Below are 15,713 nucleotides of genomic sequence, written 5' to 3'. Positions count from 1 at the left end.
GCCACTCCCGCAGGAGCGACACCCGATAGTAACCGCCGAGCGCGCTGGACCTTGGTCAGCGCAGCGCCGAGAGCGCGACCGCCACGCCGTCCTGGTGGACCGAGGGGATCACGGCGGAGGCCACGACCCGCACCTCGTCGGGCGCCTGCCCCATCGCGAGGCCTGCGCCCTCGGCGGCGGCCCAGGTGAGCATCTCGATGTCGTTGCGGCCGTCGCCCAGCGCGACCACGTCGCTCCGCTCGATGCCCAGCTCCTCGCGGACGACCTCGAGCGCGGTGGACTTGTTGACGCCGTGCGGGGCGATGTCGAGCCAGGCGGTCCAGCCGATCGCGTAGCTGACCTGGTGCAGGCCCATCTCCTCGACCAGCGAGGTGAACTCCTCGATGCCGGTCTCGGGCGAGATCACGACGACGCGGGTGCACAGCCGGCCGAGCAGCTCCTCGAAGGGGACGTGGGTCGTCTCGGCACCCATCACGGCACCGCCCGGGAACGCCTCGGTGTAGAAGAAGGCGCCGTCCGCGTCCTCGACGGCGTAGTGCGCGTCGGGGAGGGAGCGGCGGATGGTCTCGAGGACCTCCGTCGGGTCGAAGGTCTCGACCGTCTCGGGGACGTACGCACCGGACGCGTCGCGGCGGAGCGTGACCGCTCCGTTGCAGCAGATCACGTACTCGGGCGAGATCCCGAGTCGCTCGACGACGGGAAGGGTGGAGGAGGGCGAGCGCCCGGTGGCGAGCATCACCTCGTCGCCCTGGGCGGCCACGCGGGTGATCGCGTCCGTCACCGCGCGGGTGATGGTGCCGTCCTCGTGCATGACGGTGCCGTCGATGTCGAGGGCGACGAGGCGGCGGCCGGAGGCGCGGGCCGCGCTCATGCGGCGGGCTCGAGCACCTCGAGGCCGCCGAGGTGGGGCCGCAGCGCCTCGGGGACGAGCACCGAGCCGTCCGCCCGCTGGTGGGTCTCGAGGAGGGCGACGATCCAGCGGGTGGTCGCGAGCGTGCCGTTGAGGGTGGCGACCGGAGCCGTCCTCCCTGACTCGGTGCGGTAGCGGGTGTCGAGGCGGCGGGCCTGGAACGTGGTGCAGTTCGAGGTCGAGGTCAGCTCGCGGTAGGTCTCCTGCGTGGGGACCCACGCCTCCACGTCGAACTTGCGCGCCGCGCTCTGGCCGAGGTCGCCGGCCGCCGTGTCGATGACGCGGTAGTGCAGGCCGAGGCTCTGCAGGACGTCCTCCTGGTACGAGAGCAGGCGCGCGTGCTCCGCCTCGGCGTCCTCGGGGAGGGTGTAGACGAACATCTCGAGCTTGCTGAACTGGTGCACGCGGATGATGCCGCGGGTGTCCCGTCCGCCCGAGCCCGCCTCGCGGCGGTAGCAGGTGCTCCAGCCCGCGTAGCGCTTCGCGCCGCCGGAGAGGTCGAGGATCTCGTCGGCGTGGTAGCCGGCGAGGGCGACCTCGCTGGTGCCGGTGAGGTAGAGGTCGTCGTCGCGGAGGCGGTACACCTCGTCGTCGTGCTCGCCGAGGAAGCCGGTGCCGTCCATGATCTCGGGGCGCACGAGGGTCGGCGTGATCAGCGGGGTGAAGCCGGCGGCGAGCGCCTTCTCGAGGCCCAGGTTCATCAGGGCGATCTCGAGGCGGGCGACCAGGCCCTTGAGGAAGTAGAAGCGCGCGCCGCTGACCTTCGCGCCGCGCTGCATGTCGATGCCGTCCAGCAGCTCGCCGAGCTCGAGGTGGTCGCGCGGGGCGAAGTCGAAGACGGGGCGCTCGCCGACCGTCCTGACGAGCTCGAACGACTCCTCGCCGCCCGCGGGGACGCCCTCGATGATCGGGTTGGCGATGCGCTTCACCAGCACGGTGAAGGCGTCGTCGGCCTCGGACGCCTCCTGCTGGGCCTGCTTGGCGGCGGCGGCGAGGCGCTGGGCCTCGGCGACGAGGGCCGCCTTCTCGTCCTTCGGAGCCTTGGCGACGGTCTTGCCGAAGGCGTTCTGCTCGGCCCGGAGCCGCTCCGCCTCGGTGATCGCCGCACGGCGCACGCGGTCGGCCTCGAGTGCCTCGTCGACCAGCTCGACGGAGTCGCCGCGCGCCTCCTGCGAGCGCTTCAGGACGTCCGGGTTCTCGCGCAGAAGTACGGGATCAATCACCCCAGCAGTGTAGAGGAGGGCCGGGACGGGCCGCCGCCCGCGCGTACCCCCGGGGCCGGCTGAGCATCGGCCGCGAGGAGGCATCCGATCGCGCGGACGGCTGCGAATCTGAGTCGTCCCCCGAGAACGTCCCCCCGCGTTCGACACCCCTGCTCCCCTGAAGGCTCTCCCATGCACGCCACCCCCCTCATCGACGCGACCCCCGGCGTCGTCCTCGAGCGCGACGGCTCCGTCGCTCGGATCACCCTCAACCGCCCCGACGCCCTCAACGCGATCGATCTCGGCACCGCGCGACTGCTGCTGAGCACCGTCGCCGATCTCGACGCCGACGCCGGCTGCTCCGTCATCGTGATCGCCGCGGCCGGCCGCGCGTTCTGCACGGGCGGCGACATCTCGGCGATCATGGGGTCCGAGCACCCGGACCACTACCTGCGCGACGTCGCGACCACGACCGCCCAGGTGATCCGCCTGCTCGAGGACAGCCGCGCCGTCGTCGTCTGCGCGATCGACGGCATGGTCGCCGGCGCCGGCATCGCCTTCGCTCTGGCCGCCGACATCGTGATAGCGACTCCCGCCGCCCTCTTCCTCAGCGCGTACGGCGACGTCGGGCTCGTCCCGGACGTCGGAGTCACCGCCGCGCTCCCCCGCGTCGTCGGCCGCCGCCGCGCCCTGGACTTCGTGCTGTCGGGCCGCCCGGTCCGCGCGGCCGAGGCGCTGGAGTGGCAGCTCGTGACCGAGGTCGTGCCGCGCGCCGACCTCGCCGGCCGCGTCGACGAGCGCGTGCGCGCCCTGGCGGCGAAGCCGGCGCACGTCGCGTCCGCCGCCCGCCGCCTCCTGCGCACCGACCCGCTCGACCGCGCCGAGCGCATCGTCGAGGAGACGGACACCCTGGTCGAGTTCCTGGCGGTCCCCGCCACGCGCACGCTCCTGGACGCCGAGCACGAGCGCCAGGCCCGCCGCGCCGCCCGGGCGACCGCCTCGCTCTGACCCGGGGCGAGCGTCCGCGACGACGCTCCGGCCCGGGCCGGGCGGACGTCCGCCCGACGGCCCACGGATCGGCCGGGCGTTCTCCTCCGATCTCGGCTACGGTGGTCCCCGCGAAGGGGAGTAGTTCCCACCGTCCGCCGAGCGGACGACGAGGCGCGTCGACATGCTGGTCCGGGACGATCCGGGCCCGGCGCTCCACCCCGGCTCCGGCCGGGGCGAACGAGACCTTCGGTCAGTCGACGCACGTCCTGACCGGTCCTCTCGCGCGGGTCGGCGGACCTGAGCCAGGAGATCGCATGGCGACCACCGCCCCCACCCCCAGTCCCGCACAGGTGCGCCGCTGGCGCCGCTACCTCGCCGACGAGCTCGCCGAGGCCTCCGTGTACCGCGACCTGGCCGGCCGCCGCTCCGGCGAGGAGCGGGAGATCCTGCTCGCGCTCGCCGTGGCCGAGGGCCGCCACGAGGAGCACTGGCGGGAGCTGCTCGGCTCCGCGGCGGAGCCCGCGCCCCGCCCGGACCTCCGCACGCGCTTCCTCGGCTTCCTCACCCGCCGCTTCGGCTCGGTGTTCGTCCTCGCCCTGATCCAGCGCGCCGAGGCCCGCTCCCCCTACGCCGACGACGACGACGCCACCGAGGCGATGGCGGCCGACGAGCGGATCCACGGCGAGGTCGTCCGCGGGCTCGCCGAGCGCGGCCGGAACCGCCTCTCCGGGACGTTCCGCGCGGCGGTCTTCGGAGCGAACGACGGCCTGGTCTCGAACCTCGCCCTCGTGCTCGGAGTGGGAGCGAGCGGAGTCGGGACGGGGGTCGTCCTGTTCACGGGCATCGCGGGCCTGCTCGCCGGCGCCCTCTCGATGGGCGCGGGCGAGTTCGTCTCGGTGCGCTCGCAGCGCGAGCTGCTCTCGGCCTCCAGCCCGGACCTCGACGCGAACCGCATCGTCCCCGACCTGGACGTCGACGCGAACGAGCTCGCCCTGGTCTACCGCGCTCGCGGGATGACCCAGGAGCAGGCCGACGCGCGTGCCGCCTCCGTCTTCACGGGCCTGCGCGGCGGCGCCGTCACCTCCCCCATCACGCTGGGCGGTCCCGCAGGAGACCCCGACGTCGACGAGCACGAGTCGATCGGCACGGGCATGGGCGCGGCGCTGTCGAGCTTCTGCTTCTTCGCCTCGGGCGCGATCATCCCGGTGCTGCCCTACCTGCTCGGCCTGACGGGGCTCGCCGCGGTGGTCGTCGCCTGCGTGCTCGTGGGCATCGCCCTGCTCGCCACCGGCGCGGTCGTCGGGCTGCTCTCGGGCGCCCCGCCTCTGGCCCGGGCGCTGCGCCAGCTCGGGATCGGCTACGGCGCGGCCCTGGTGACCTACCTCCTCGGCCTGCTCTTCGGCGCGTCCGGAGTCTGAGCCTCGGCCTCGAGGAGCTGCGCGGACTCGCGCGGCTCCTCGGCGCGGGGCCGCACGGCGACGCCGCGCCACCGCAGCGCCGCCACTCCGACCGCCAGCAGCAGCGACGCCGGCAGGCAGCCCAGCAGGGGGATGCAGGAGTAGTAGAGGAGCTGCCGCTGGATCCACGCGGGCGAGGGCACGTCGGAGTCGCCGTAGTAGGGCGGAGGCGGCGAGGAGTAGCCGGTGTAGAGGAGCGCGAGGCCGATCAGGGTCCCCGCGAGGCCGGCGAGCAGGAGCACGAGGAGCCACGGGTTCCGCAGCAGGGGCGCCTCGCGCACGGGCTCGGCGGGAGCCGCGGGAGCGGGGTCGGCGGCCGGCTCCGGCAGGGGTGCGGGCGCGGTCTCGGCGCCGAGGCGGTGCGACCGCCGGCCCTCGGCGGCTCCGGCGATGTCGGGCAGTGCCATGATGCGGCGCGGTCCGGGCACGGACGAGGAGCCGGGGCGGACCACGCGCGACTCCGGGAGCGCGGGACGAGCGGCGGCTCCGGACGTGGCGGCGGGAGCGCCGGGGGCGGCACCCGAGCCGGGCCTCGCGAACGCCCGCTCGTCGCCTCTCAGACGCTCCACCGGGCCCGAGAACCCGCGCTGGAAGGCCGGGTCGTAGCGCGGGTCGACCCGTTCGTCGTCGTCAGTCATCGTCGCGACCCGTCATCGTCGTCCCCGGTCATCGTCGACCTCCGGCTCGTGGGAGAGGATCCCGCGCAGCCAGTCGCGGGCCTCGAGGAACACCTCGTCGTCGTAGCGTCGCACGGAGGTGACCGGGCGGCGGTCAGCGCGCGGATACGAGCCGAGGAAGATCACCTTCGGGCTGAAGCGCCGCAGCCCCATCAGCGCGTCGGCGACCCGCTCGTCCTGGACGTGCCCGTCGAGGTCGATGACGAACCGGTACCGGCCGAGGGCATCGCCGATCGGCCGCGACTGGATCATGCTCAGGTTCACCCCGCGGGTCGCGAACTGCTCGAGCATGTCGAGCAGGGCGCCCGGCTGGTCGGCCGGGAGCTCGGCGATCACGCTGGTCTTGTCGGCGCCGGTCGGCTCGGGCAGCGCGTGCGAGCGCGAGACGTGCACGAAGCGCGTGACGGCGTTCGGGTTGTCGCCGATCCGCTCGGCCAGCACCGCGACGTCGTGGTGGGCGACGATCCCGGGAGGGGCGATGGCCGCGTCCGCGGGAGATCCGCCCAGCAGGTCGACGGTGGCCTGGACGTTGCTGGAGGCGGGCAGGTGCTCGTGGCTGGGGATCTCGCGGTCGAGCCACACCCGGCACTGTCCGTAGGCCACGGGGTGCGCGGCGACGGTGCGCACCTCCTCGAGGCTCGTCCCCGGGCGGCCGACCAGGATGAACGACACCGGCACCAGGTACTCGCCGACGATGCGCAGCCCCGGGATCCGCGCCAGCGCGTCCTGCGCGGCCGTCACTCCGCCCTCGACCGAGTTCTCGATCGCGATCACCGCGCCGTCGCTGCGGCCGGTGACCAGATCGCTCAGCGCCTCCCCCACGTTCGCGACGCTGCGCCACAGCTGTCCGCGCGCCTCCGGGACCTGCGCGAGGGCCGCCTCCGTGAACGTGCCGCTGGGCCCGAGATAGCTGTAGGCACGGGTCTCGGGGGCGCTGTCGGGCATGGCGCAAGCCTAGCCAGCCGCGGTACCCCTGGAGGGGGCCGGACTGCCACTATGGACCGCATGACCGATCGCGCAGGGAAGCCGGCACAGGCCTCCGATCTCATCGACGTCGAGGCCCTCGTGAGGGCGTACTACGAGAAGAAGCCGGACGTCTCCGACCCGGCTCAGAAGGTGGTGTTCGGCACCTCGGGCCACCGCGGATCCTCGTTCGACACGGCCTTCAACGAGGACCACATCGCCGCCGTCACCCAGGCGATCGTCGAGTACCGGACCGAGCAGGGCATCACCGGCCCGCTGTTCATCGGCGCCGACACGCACGGGCTCTCCCGCCCGGCCCTCACCACCGCCCTCGAGGTCCTGGTGGGCAACCAGGTCCGCGTGCTCGTGGACGAGTTCGACGACTTCGTGCCGACCCCGGCGCTCAGCCACGCGATCCTCCGCTACAACAACGACCCAGCGCACACCGACCGGGCCGACGGCATCGTGGTCACCCCCTCGCACAACCCGCCCCGCGACGGCGGCTTCAAGTACAACCCGCCGCACGGCGGCCCCGCCGACTCCGACGCGACGACCTGGATCGCCGACCGGGCCAATGAGCTCATCGCCGACGGCAACCGCGGCGTGACCTCGGCCGAGCCCTCCGCGGTCGAGACCTACGACTACCGCACGCACTACGTCGCGGACCTGGCGAACATCATCGACCTCGACGCGATCCGGAAGGCCGGCGTGCGGATCGGGGCCGACCCCCTCGGCGGCGCCTCCGTGCACTACTGGCAGCTGATCGCCGAGATGCACGGCCTCGACCTGACCGTGGTGAACGGGGAGGTCGACCCGGCCTGGGGCTTCATGACCCTCGACTGGGACGGCAAGATCCGGATGGACCCGTCCTCCCCCAGCGCGATGGCCTCGGTGGTCGCGCGCGCCGGCGACTTCGACATCCTCACCGGCAACGACGCCGACGCGGACCGGCACGGCATCGTCACCCCCGACGGCGGGCTGATGAACCCCAACCACTACCTGGCCGTCGCGATCGACTACCTCTACCGCCACCGCACCGGCTGGCGCGAGGACGCGGCGATCGGCAAGACGCTGGTCTCCTCCTCGATCATCGACCGGGTCGCGGAGTCGCTGGGCCGGCGCCTCTGGGAGGTCCCGGTGGGCTTCAAGTGGTTCGTCCCCGGGCTGGTCGACGGCTCGGTCGGCTTCGGCGGCGAGGAGTCCGCGGGCGCCTCGTTCCTCCGCTTCGACGGCACCGTCTGGACCACCGACAAGGACGGCATCCTCCTCGCGCTGCTCGCCTCCGAGATCGTGGCGGTCACCGGGAAGAGCCCGTCTGCGCTCTACCGCGAGCTGACCGAGCGCTTCGGCGACCCGGTCTACGAGCGCGTGGACGCGGTGGCGACGAAGGCGCAGAAGGCGGCCCTCGGCAAGCTGGACGGCGACGCGATCTCGGCGACGACCCTCGCCGGGTCCGAGATCACCGCGAAGCTCTCGAAGGCGCCCGGCAACGGCGCGGCCGTCGGAGGCGTCAAGGTCGTCACCGAGGACGCCTGGTTCGCCGCGCGCCCCTCCGGCACCGAGGACGTCTACAAGATCTACGCCGAGAGCTTCCGCGGCCTCGACCACCTGCACGAGGTCCAGGCCGAGGCGCGCACGATCGTGGACGCGGCGCTGAACTCCTAGGCGCTGCGCTCAGTCGCCCGAGAAGGCTCGTTCCCGACCAGGAGAACGAGCCTTCTCGGGCGACTCAGCGGCGGTGAGGAGGGGGCCGGCTACCAGCGCGGGTGGACGGTGGGGCGGAAGTGGGTGTCGTAGAGGGCGTTCACGGCCTCCATGAAGGCGGGGCCGAGGGGCGCGGCGGAGGCGGCGGCCGCGTTGGCGCGGGCCTGCTCGGGCGAGCGGGCGCCGGGGATCACCGAGGTGACGCCCTCCTGCTGGATGATCCAGGCGAGTGCGGCCGCCGCGGGGGCGAGGCCGTGGTCGTCGGCGAGGCGGGAGAACTCCTGCGCGGCCTCCACGCCTGTCGCGAAGTCGACGCCCGAGAAGGTCTCGCCGACGTCGAAGGCGGAGCCGTCGCGGTTGTAGCTGCGGTGGTCCTCCGGCGCGAACACGGTCTCGGTCGTGTAGCGGCCGCTGAGCAGGCCCGAGGCGAGCGGGACGCGCGCGAGGATGCCGACGCCGGCCTCGCGGGCGGCGGGCAGCACCTCGTCGAGCGGCTTGAGGCGGAACGCGTTCAGGATGATCTGGACGCTCGCGACGTTCGGGCGGGCGATGGCGGTCAGCGCCTCCTCCGTGCGCTCGACCGACACGCCGTAGGCGGCGATCGCGCCCTCGGCCACGAGGGTGTCGAGGGCGTCGTAGACGGCGTCGTCGGAGTAGACGGAGGTGGGCGGGCAGTGCAGCTGCACCAGATCGAGGGTGTCGACGCCGAGGTTGGCGCGCGAGCGGTCGGTCCAGGCGCGGAAGTTGTCGAGCACGTAGTTGGCGGGGATCTGCTCCGCGCGACGGCCCATCTTGGTGGCGACGAAGACCTGCGCGTCGGGGTGCGCCGCGCGGTAGGCGCCGATCGTCCGCTCGCTGCGGCCGTCGCCGTAGACGTCGGCGGTGTCGAAGAGGGTCACCCCCGACTCCACCGCGGCGTCGAGCACGGCGAGGGCGTCGGTCTCGGCGACGTCCCCCCAGTCGGCACCGAGCTGCCAGGTTCCGAGGCCGACGACGGAGACGGGGGCGCCGGTGCGTCCGAGGATTCGAGTTTCCATGCCTCCACCGTAGGTGCGGCCGAGCCCGCGGCGGACCCCCTTGCGCGTGCTCTAACGTCGAGGGCATGCCCCTCCTCGTGCTCGGAAGCGCCAACCTCGACCACGTCCACCGGGTCGCCCGCATCCCCGCTCCCGGAGAGACGGTGCTCGCCCTCGACGCGAGCACCTTCCCGGGCGGCAAGGGACTCAACCAGGCCGTCGCGGCCGCACGGACCGAGCCCGGCACCGTCTTCGTCACGAGCCTCGGACGCGACTCGGCGGGAGACCGGCTCGCCGCGGTCCTCGGCGAGGAGCCGCTGGAGCTGCGCGCCCGCCGCGGCGACGTCCGCACCGGCACCGCGCAGATCACCGTGGACGAGCGCGGGGAGAACGCGATCGTCGTCGACTCCGGAGCGAACGCCGCCCTGGTCGGGTTGACCGCCGAGGAGTCGGCCCTGGTGGCGGCGGCCGACGCCCTGCTCCTCCAGCTCGAGATCCCGACAGCGACGGTGACGGAGGCGGCCCGCGCCGCGCGCGCCGGCGGCACGGTGTCGATCCTGAACGCCGCCCCGATCGGCCTGCTGCCGGAGGAGCTCCTCGCGGTGCTCGACGTGCTGATCGTCAACGAGCACGAGGCCCGCGAGCTCGCCGCCGATCGCGGCATCACCGCCGCCGACGACGACGCGCTCGCCGCTGCCCTCACCGCGCTGGTGCCGCTCGTGCTGGTCACCCTCGGCTCCGACGGCGTCGTCGTGGCGGTCCGCGACCGCGAGCCGGTGCGCACCCCGGCCTTCCGGGTGGAGGCCGTGGACACCACCGGCGCCGGCGACACCTTCTGCGGCGCCTTCTCGGCCCGGCTCGCCGCCACGGGAGCACGGCTCGACGATCCGGAGCAGCTGGTCGCCCTCACCCGCTGGGCGAGCGCGGCCGCGGCGATCTCGGTCACCCGCGCCGGAGCGGCGGTGTCCGCGCCGACGGCGGCCGAGACGGACGCGTTCCTCGCCGAGCGCGCCTGAGGGGGAAGCTCTTCGGGGAGGACGGAGCGGACACCGACCCCGGGCGGCCCGGAGCACCGTCGCTCCGGTCGGCACGGTGCACTCCGGAGGAGGGAAGCTGGGACCGCCCGGCCCGGCTCCGCTCCTCGCGGCGGGGCGTCCAATCCTACGGACAGCCGCGCCCGCTCCCCGATCCGGCTAGTCGATCGCGGCGACCCGCACGGTCACCCGCGGCCGCAGCTCCGGATGCACCCGGACGCACCACTCGCGAACCGCGGCTCCGATCGCGCGCGCCACGTCCGGCGCGGACGCCTCCGCGGTCACGCAGAGGTCGACGGCCACGGACACCTCGTCCCCCGCGACGCGGACCAGGACCGGATCGGCGAACGTGCCGCCGCTCGCGGTGCCCAGCGGCTCGACCACGATCCCGGTCGCGCTCAGCGCCGTCGCCGCGTGCGCGAGCACGTCGCGCACCTCGGGCCTGGCCGGCATCAGGGTCGCGACGCCCTCCAGGGCGCGCAGCTCCGCAGCGAGCGCGGACACCGGATCGACCGGGGTCGCCGCCTCGAGGCCGCTCACGACTCCTCCGTCCCGGGGACGTAGACGTCCTCCACGCGGACGTCGATCCTCGACACCCGCAGCTCGGTCTGGGTCAGCAGCCGCGAGTGCACGCGCTCGCGCACCTGCTGGGCCGCCTCGGCGATCGGCACCCCCCAGAAGACCGAGATCGTCAGCTCCACCACGACCTCCGCGCCCGGCTCGGCGATGTCGCCGACCAGGCGGCAGCGGCCGACCAGCACGCCGGCGACGCTGTCGCCCGCCTCGCGCACGAGTCCGCGGACCGCTCCCTCGGTGATCGTGAGCGCCACGTCGGGCTGGACGCTCGCCAGCGGGATGTCGCGTCCGGCCCGCGACTCGCGGCGCACCTGGGTGAGGATCGAGCCGAACCAGCTCTCCTCCGGCGCGGGCAGGCGTGCGGCGTCGTCGTCGATGAGCGCGCCGGAGAGGGCGCGCACGCGCTCGAGGGCGCGCAGAGTGCGCCGGTGCTCCGGCGACTCCTCGATGGCGGGGTCGTACGGAGTGCGCCCGCGGTCGAGGTAGTCGCTCAGCTCGTCGATGCCGATGCCGTCGCCCTCCTGCTCCGTAGCGTCCGCCTCCTGCTCGAGCGCGGGCGGAAGCACGACGTCGTGCTCCCCCGCGCGCTCCGGCCCGTCGCCGGGACCCTGGTCCGCGTTCATCGCGTCTGCTCCCTCATCGCCAGTCCTCCATCGCCACGACCAGCGACTCGCGCGCTCGGGCCAGCTTGCCCCGCACGGCGGTCACCGTGAGACCGAGGTGATCGGCGATCTCGTTGTACGACTCCCCGCCGACCTCGCGCAGCACCCAGCACTGCCGCTGCGACTCCGGCAGCTCGGACAGGGCGTGCGCGAGAGCCCGCATGGCGTCGCTCTGCTCGGCGGCCTCGAACGGGCCGGGCTCTCGGGCCGGGGGATGCTCCACGGCGTCGACGTCGTCGGTCGGGCGGCGCTGGCGCAGCAGGTCGACGCTGGAGCGGCTGACGATCCGCATCATCCAGCTGCGCACGCTCGCCGGCTCCTTGAGCTGCGGGAGCTGCGCCCAGACCGTGATCAGCGCGTTCTGCACGGCGTCGGAGGCGTCGGCCTGCGAGCCGGTGAGGCGCCAGGCGTAGGCGCGGAGGATCGACTGGTGCCGCTTGACGAGCACCTCGAAGGCGCGCACGTCGCCCTCGGCGGAGCGCTCGGCGAGCAGCGCGTCGCTCGCCGCTTCCAGTCCGGGCACGGCGCCTCCTCCCTCTCCGCTCACGCGGCCTCGGGCCGCCTCTCAGGTGACGCTCAGGAAAAAGTCCACCGAGCACCGTGACGAACGCCGTCCGGGCTCCGTCTCACTCATGAAAGCACAGCCCGACCGGATTTCCGCCGGGCCTTCGACCCCGGTCTGCTCAGCAACGGCAGCCGATGAGACGTCCAGGAGACCTCATGAGCGACACCACGCGCACCCCCTCCACCACCCGCGTCGACAAGACCTCCGTCGACACGGTCACGAGCCTCGGCGGCTCCCGGACCTCCGGCACCGCCCAGGGCACCACGGTCATCGACGACAGCGTCGTGGCCAAGGTCGCCGGCATCGCGGCCCGCCAGGTGCCCGGCGTCTTCGCCCTCGGCAACAACGCCGCCCGTGCCTTCGGCGCGATCCGCCAGGCCGTCGGCGGTGCCGACCACGCCCAGGGCGTGAGCGTCGAGGTCGGCGAGACCCAGGTCGCGGCCGACGTGACCATCGTCGTCGAGTACCCCGTGCCGATGCAGAAGGTCGCCGACTCCGTCCGCGCCGCCGTCTCCGAGGCCATCACCGAGCTGGTCGGCATGGCCGTCTCCGAGATCAACGTCGCCGTCGTCGACGTGCACATCCCCGGCGACGACAAGGACGACGAGGCCACCGAGAGCCGCGTCCGATGAGCGACTTCCAGCGCCCCGCGCCCACCGCCCCCGGCGGCCGCAGCACCGTCCTCGGTGTCGTGGTCGGCGCGATCCTCGCCTTCGCGGCCCTGATGTTCGGATTCTGGGGCTTCGTCCTCACCGCCCTCTTCATGGCCCTCGGCGTCGTGATCGCCCGCATCGCCGACGGCACCCTCGACGTGCGCAGCCTCGTGGACGTGTTCCGCGGCCGCACCACCTCCCGCTAGGAGCCCACCGTGACCGCTCTCGACACGCGTCCCGCATCGCCGGTGGCGGGCACCGTCACCATCACCGTCCGCTCCATCGAGCGCGCCGCCGTGGCGATCGTCCACGAGGAGCTGGGCGTGGAGGTCTCCGCGATCCGCGTCCGCCTCTCCGACGACCGGGGCGGCCTCGCCCTCGCGGTGACCGCGCCGGTCGTCGTCGAGCCGGGCACCGCCCTGGCCGGCGGCTCCCTGCTCGAGCGCCTGCACGGCGATCGCACCCGCATCGCCTCCCGCATGGAGGCGCTGACCGGGCGCACCGTCAGCCGGATCGACATCCGGGTCACGGGCACCCGCACCCGAAGCACGAGGAGAGTCGCATGAGCCCCGCACCGTCGGCGCCCGACACCCGCTACAGCCGCTACCTCCGTCGCGAGACCCACAAGTCCCGCTCCGCCGCGCAGATCGTCGTCCTGGTGCTCATCGCCCTGGTCGCGGCCTACGTCGGCACGGAGGCGGTGCTCGCGATCCTCGGCGCCACGCCCCTGCTCGCCGCACCGTCCGCCCTGCTGGGCGCGATCGTCGGAGTCGCGTCGCTGGCGAACCCCGCCCTCATCGGCGTGGCCGTCGGCACGGGCGTCCTCGCCCTGGTCCTGCTGGTGCTCGCACTGGCGCCCGGGGCCCGGGCCCGCCACACCGTGGACGACGACCGCCTCGCCGTGGTCGTGGACGACGGCGTGATCGCCTCCTCCCTGGCTCGGGCAGCCCGCACGGCCGCCCACTCCCGCCGCGAGGACACCCGCGCCTCGCTCGGCCGGCGCACCGCACTGGTCGAGGTGACCCCCGCCTCGGGCATCGCGGTCGACCGCGACGCCGTGCAGAGCGCCGTCGACGAGGAGCTCGCCCGCATCGGCGCGAAGCCCGCCCCGCGCTCCACCGTCCGCGTCTCGACCTCCGGGAGGATCTGATGACCACGAGCAACCGCTTCGTCAACCGGCTCGTCCTGCTCGTCGTGGGCCTCGTGCTCGCGCTGGTCAGCGCCGGAGCTGTCCTGATCGCCGTCTCGCAGCCGGTCCGCGACTCCGTCCTCTCCTTCGCCGACGGCGAGGGCGCGGCCCTGGTCTCGCGCCTCTCCCCCGAGGAGGGCACCGCTTGGAGCGATGCCGCCGTCCTCTGGCCGCTCTACGCCATCGTCGGGATCTGCCTCCTCGGCATCGTCCTCGCGCTGGTGATGGCCTTCGCCCACGGTCACGGCCGCACCGGCACCGTCCTCCGCGACGAGGCCGAGGGCACGCCCGCCGGAGGGATCGAGATCGCGACCGGCTTCGCGGAGGACGTCCTCGAGACGGCTCTCGCCGGGCGGACGGAGCTCCTCGACGTCACGGTCGCGGCCTACCGCCACGGCTCCGAGACCGCGCTGAAGGTGCGCGTCCTCCCCCGCGGCGGGGTCTCGCCCCGCACCGTGGTCGACGCCGTGCACCAGGAGGTCGACGCTCTCGACACTCTCCTCGGCGCCCGCCTGCCGGTCCTGCTCGAGGTCGCCTCGAGCGCCCGGGCCGGCTTCTCCAAGGAGGACCGGGTCGCCTGACCCCGGTCCCGCAGCTTCCCCGGCGCCCGCCGGCGGATGGTCACACCGAACAGAAGGAGCCCCTCATGGGTGCAGACGACAAGATCCGCAACGCAGCCGAGAACCTGGTCGGCAAGGCCAAGGAGGCCGTCGGCAAGCTGACTGACAACGAGCGCCTCGAGGCCGAGGGCCAGGCCGACCAGACCAAGGCCCACACCAAGAAGGTCGGCGAGGACGTCAAGGACGTCTTCAAGAAGTGATCTGACCGGAACCTCGACGGGGCCGTCACCGCATCAGCGGTGGCGGCCCCGTCGTCGTGCGTGGAGCGGGTGCGTCGAGCGTCAGACGCCCCAGAACATGATCCGGCCGGCGGAGGCCGCGTCGATGCTCTGGTCGTGGTTGTCGGCGGTGTGCGAGGAGTAGAGGATCCTGTCGCCGTCGACGCTGGTCACGACGCCCGTGTGGTCCCAGTCGCCCGAGCCGTCCCAGTCGAACTGGACGATGTCGCCCGGCTTCACCCGGCTCCGCTCGGAGTCGGGGATGGCGGTCGCGCGCTCGGGGTGCGCGGCGAGGTAGGCGTTGAACGCTGTCGACGACGCCCAGGCGGAGCTGTAGCCGCCGGAGGAGGAGTAGCTCCACTCGCCGTCCATCTCCCAGCCGCGGGCGATCAGCGACTGCGAGGTGAAGTTGACGCAGTCGTTGCCCGAGATCACGCCGTACTGGGCCGAGTTGTAGTCGTTCCAGTAGGTGGAGAGGTAGTCGAGCTGCGAGGCCAGGCGGCTCGCGTCCAGCGCGGCCTGGGCCTTCGCGGCCTCGATCGCCGGGTCGGGCGTGTAGGCGAAGGTGATCGCCGAGGCGACGACCTTCGTGCTGGCGAGCACGCCGGTCGCGGCGGGGCTGGGAGTGGCGGTCGCGGTCGGGGCGGCGAGGTCGGTCGAGGCCTCGGCCGTCGTGCCCTCCGCGGCGCCCGACGTGTCGACGGCCGGCTGCACCGCGTCGGCCGGGGTCCCGTCGACGGTGACCGCCGCGGCGGAGTCGGTGACCGCGTCGAACGTGATGGCCTGACCGTCGGCGTCGAAGAAGGCGACCGGGACCTCGCCCGCTGCCTCTCCGTCGGCCGGAGGGGCGGTGACCGTGATCTGGTCGGGGTTGTCGACCGCGACGCTGCCCTCGGCCTCGCCGAAGCGGACGGTGGCGACCGAGTCCAGGTTCGATCCCTCGAGCGTCACGCTCGTGCCGCCGGCGACGGTGCCGGAGGTGGTGGAGACGGAGCTGAGGACGACCCGGGCGGAGGCGGTGGTCGCGGGGAGCACGGCGACGCTGGTCGAGGTCGGAGCAGCGGAGGGCGTCGCGGTGGCCGACTCGGCCGAGGAGCCGGTGCCGACGGTGAGGCTCAGGCTCGACGCGACGGCCACGACGACGAGCCCGCCGGAGACGGCGAGCGCCAGCGTGCGCGGGGACGGGCGGAAGAAGGAGGCCCCGCGGCGGGCGGGCGCGGTGCGGAGCCGGTGCCCCTCCGCTTCGCGGCGGTCGCGGCGGGACGAGAACGATCCCT

The 15,713-nt window shown here is 73.7% G+C and carries 19 protein-coding genes; 10 read left to right on the top strand and 9 right to left on the bottom strand.

Features of this window, described 5'->3' with window-relative positions; all coding sequences use genetic code 11:
- Positions 1-55: 55 nt before the first annotated feature.
- Together GTU71_RS00095 and serS are read right to left on the bottom strand one after the other, a co-directional pair.
- The gene (locus GTU71_RS00095; protein ID WP_159939060.1) at positions 56-871 is read right to left on the bottom strand and encodes an HAD family hydrolase; all 816 of its coding nucleotides are present in this window, start codon (positions 869-871) and stop codon (positions 56-58) included.
- Positions 868-2,133 carry a serine--tRNA ligase gene (gene serS, locus GTU71_RS00090; protein WP_159939059.1) on the bottom strand — a complete coding sequence of 422 codons (1,266 nt, stop codon included), beginning with the start codon at positions 2,131-2,133 and terminating at the stop codon, positions 868-870. The genes GTU71_RS00095 and serS overlap by 4 nt, the downstream gene beginning before the upstream one ends.
- 171 nt (positions 2,134-2,304) lie before the next feature.
- On the opposite strand from serS, the gene GTU71_RS00085 reads away from it, so the two are divergent.
- Together GTU71_RS00085 and GTU71_RS00080 are read left to right on the top strand one after the other, a co-directional pair.
- A complete protein-coding gene (locus GTU71_RS00085) occupies positions 2,305-3,120 on the top strand; it encodes an enoyl-CoA hydratase/isomerase family protein (protein WP_104238091.1) in 816 nt (271 codons plus the stop codon).
- Between the two features lie 296 nt (positions 3,121-3,416).
- Positions 3,417-4,520, top strand: a complete 1,104-nt coding sequence (locus tag GTU71_RS00080) for a VIT1/CCC1 family protein (RefSeq protein WP_104224963.1) — start codon at positions 3,417-3,419, stop codon at positions 4,518-4,520.
- Here the strand turns inward: GTU71_RS00080 and GTU71_RS00075 are convergent.
- Together GTU71_RS00075 and pheA are read right to left on the bottom strand one after the other, a co-directional pair.
- Positions 4,481-5,197 (bottom strand): hypothetical protein, encoded by a 717-nt coding sequence (locus tag GTU71_RS00075; protein WP_104350563.1) that lies wholly within the window; start codon positions 5,195-5,197, stop codon positions 4,481-4,483. The genes GTU71_RS00080 and GTU71_RS00075 overlap by 40 nt on opposite strands.
- A gap of 12 nt (positions 5,198-5,209) precedes the next feature.
- The gene (pheA, locus tag GTU71_RS00070) at positions 5,210-6,181 is read right to left on the bottom strand and encodes a prephenate dehydratase (protein ID WP_104247578.1); all 972 of its coding nucleotides are present in this window, start codon (positions 6,179-6,181) and stop codon (positions 5,210-5,212) included.
- A gap of 60 nt (positions 6,182-6,241) precedes the next feature.
- Here pheA and pgm point away from each other — a divergent pair, with 60 nt between their 5' ends.
- Positions 6,242-7,864 (top strand): phosphoglucomutase (alpha-D-glucose-1,6-bisphosphate-dependent), encoded by a 1,623-nt coding sequence (pgm, locus tag GTU71_RS00065; protein ID WP_159939058.1) that lies wholly within the window; start codon positions 6,242-6,244, stop codon positions 7,862-7,864.
- Between the two features lie 89 nt (positions 7,865-7,953).
- On the opposite strand, the gene GTU71_RS00060 is transcribed toward pgm, so the two are convergent.
- On the bottom strand, positions 7,954-8,940 hold the full coding sequence (locus GTU71_RS00060; RefSeq protein WP_104226781.1) for an aldo/keto reductase: 987 nt from the start codon (positions 8,938-8,940) through the stop codon (positions 7,954-7,956).
- Between the two features lie 65 nt (positions 8,941-9,005).
- On the opposite strand from GTU71_RS00060, the gene GTU71_RS00055 reads away from it, so the two are divergent.
- Positions 9,006-9,935: a ribokinase gene (locus GTU71_RS00055; protein ID WP_159939057.1), complete on the top strand. Its 930-nt coding sequence runs from the start codon at positions 9,006-9,008 to the stop codon at positions 9,933-9,935.
- 177 nt (positions 9,936-10,112) lie between these two features.
- Here the strand turns inward: GTU71_RS00055 and GTU71_RS00050 are convergent, their stop codons facing one another.
- Genes GTU71_RS00050 through GTU71_RS00040 form a run of 3 tightly spaced genes read right to left on the bottom strand, consistent with a single transcriptional unit; the run spans position 10,113 to position 11,714 of the window.
- Positions 10,113-10,493 (bottom strand): hypothetical protein, encoded by a 381-nt coding sequence (locus tag GTU71_RS00050; protein WP_159939056.1) that lies wholly within the window; start codon positions 10,491-10,493, stop codon positions 10,113-10,115.
- Complete coding sequence (locus tag GTU71_RS00045; protein WP_104233947.1) at positions 10,490-11,152, bottom strand: Asp23/Gls24 family envelope stress response protein; 663 nt, start codon at positions 11,150-11,152, stop codon at positions 10,490-10,492. The genes GTU71_RS00050 and GTU71_RS00045 overlap by 4 nt, the downstream gene beginning before the upstream one ends.
- Positions 11,153-11,165: 13 nt before the next feature.
- A complete protein-coding gene (locus tag GTU71_RS00040; protein ID WP_104224956.1) occupies positions 11,166-11,714 on the bottom strand; it encodes a sigma-70 family RNA polymerase sigma factor in 549 nt (182 codons plus the stop codon).
- A gap of 197 nt (positions 11,715-11,911) precedes the next feature.
- Here GTU71_RS00040 and GTU71_RS00035 point away from each other — a divergent pair, with 197 nt between their 5' ends.
- The 6 genes from GTU71_RS00035 (at position 11,912) to GTU71_RS00010 (ending at position 14,418) form a co-directional block, all read left to right on the top strand.
- The gene (locus tag GTU71_RS00035) at positions 11,912-12,388 is read left to right on the top strand and encodes an Asp23/Gls24 family envelope stress response protein (protein ID WP_104226785.1); all 477 of its coding nucleotides are present in this window, start codon (positions 11,912-11,914) and stop codon (positions 12,386-12,388) included.
- Positions 12,385-12,615, top strand: coding sequence for a DUF2273 domain-containing protein (locus tag GTU71_RS00030; protein WP_104224954.1), 231 nt, complete (start codon positions 12,385-12,387; stop codon positions 12,613-12,615). The genes GTU71_RS00035 and GTU71_RS00030 overlap by 4 nt, the downstream gene beginning before the upstream one ends.
- A gap of 9 nt (positions 12,616-12,624) precedes the next feature.
- Positions 12,625-12,975, top strand: coding sequence for a hypothetical protein (locus GTU71_RS00025; protein WP_159939055.1), 351 nt, complete (start codon positions 12,625-12,627; stop codon positions 12,973-12,975).
- Positions 12,972-13,559 carry a DUF6286 domain-containing protein gene (locus GTU71_RS00020; protein ID WP_104274367.1) on the top strand — a complete coding sequence of 196 codons (588 nt, stop codon included), beginning with the start codon at positions 12,972-12,974 and terminating at the stop codon, positions 13,557-13,559. The genes GTU71_RS00025 and GTU71_RS00020 overlap by 4 nt, the downstream gene beginning before the upstream one ends.
- Positions 13,559-14,179, top strand: coding sequence for a hypothetical protein (locus GTU71_RS00015; protein ID WP_159939054.1), 621 nt, complete (start codon positions 13,559-13,561; stop codon positions 14,177-14,179). The genes GTU71_RS00020 and GTU71_RS00015 overlap by 1 nt, the downstream gene beginning before the upstream one ends.
- A 65-nt stretch (positions 14,180-14,244) precedes the next feature.
- Positions 14,245-14,418, top strand: a complete 174-nt coding sequence (locus tag GTU71_RS00010) for a CsbD family protein (protein ID WP_104226788.1) — start codon at positions 14,245-14,247, stop codon at positions 14,416-14,418.
- A gap of 81 nt (positions 14,419-14,499) precedes the next feature.
- On the opposite strand, the gene GTU71_RS00005 is transcribed toward GTU71_RS00010, so the two are convergent.
- Complete coding sequence (locus tag GTU71_RS00005) at positions 14,500-15,387, bottom strand: amidase domain-containing protein (RefSeq protein WP_244230701.1); 888 nt, start codon at positions 15,385-15,387, stop codon at positions 14,500-14,502.
- Positions 15,388-15,713 lie beyond the last annotated feature (326 nt).

It is taken from the genome of Rathayibacter sp. VKM Ac-2762, from assembly GCF_009866585.1.
Lineage (GTDB): Bacteria > Actinomycetota > Actinomycetes > Actinomycetales > Microbacteriaceae > Rathayibacter.
The sequence above is the reverse complement of the archived record's forward strand: the minus strand, read 5'-3'. Positions and strand labels throughout refer to the sequence as shown.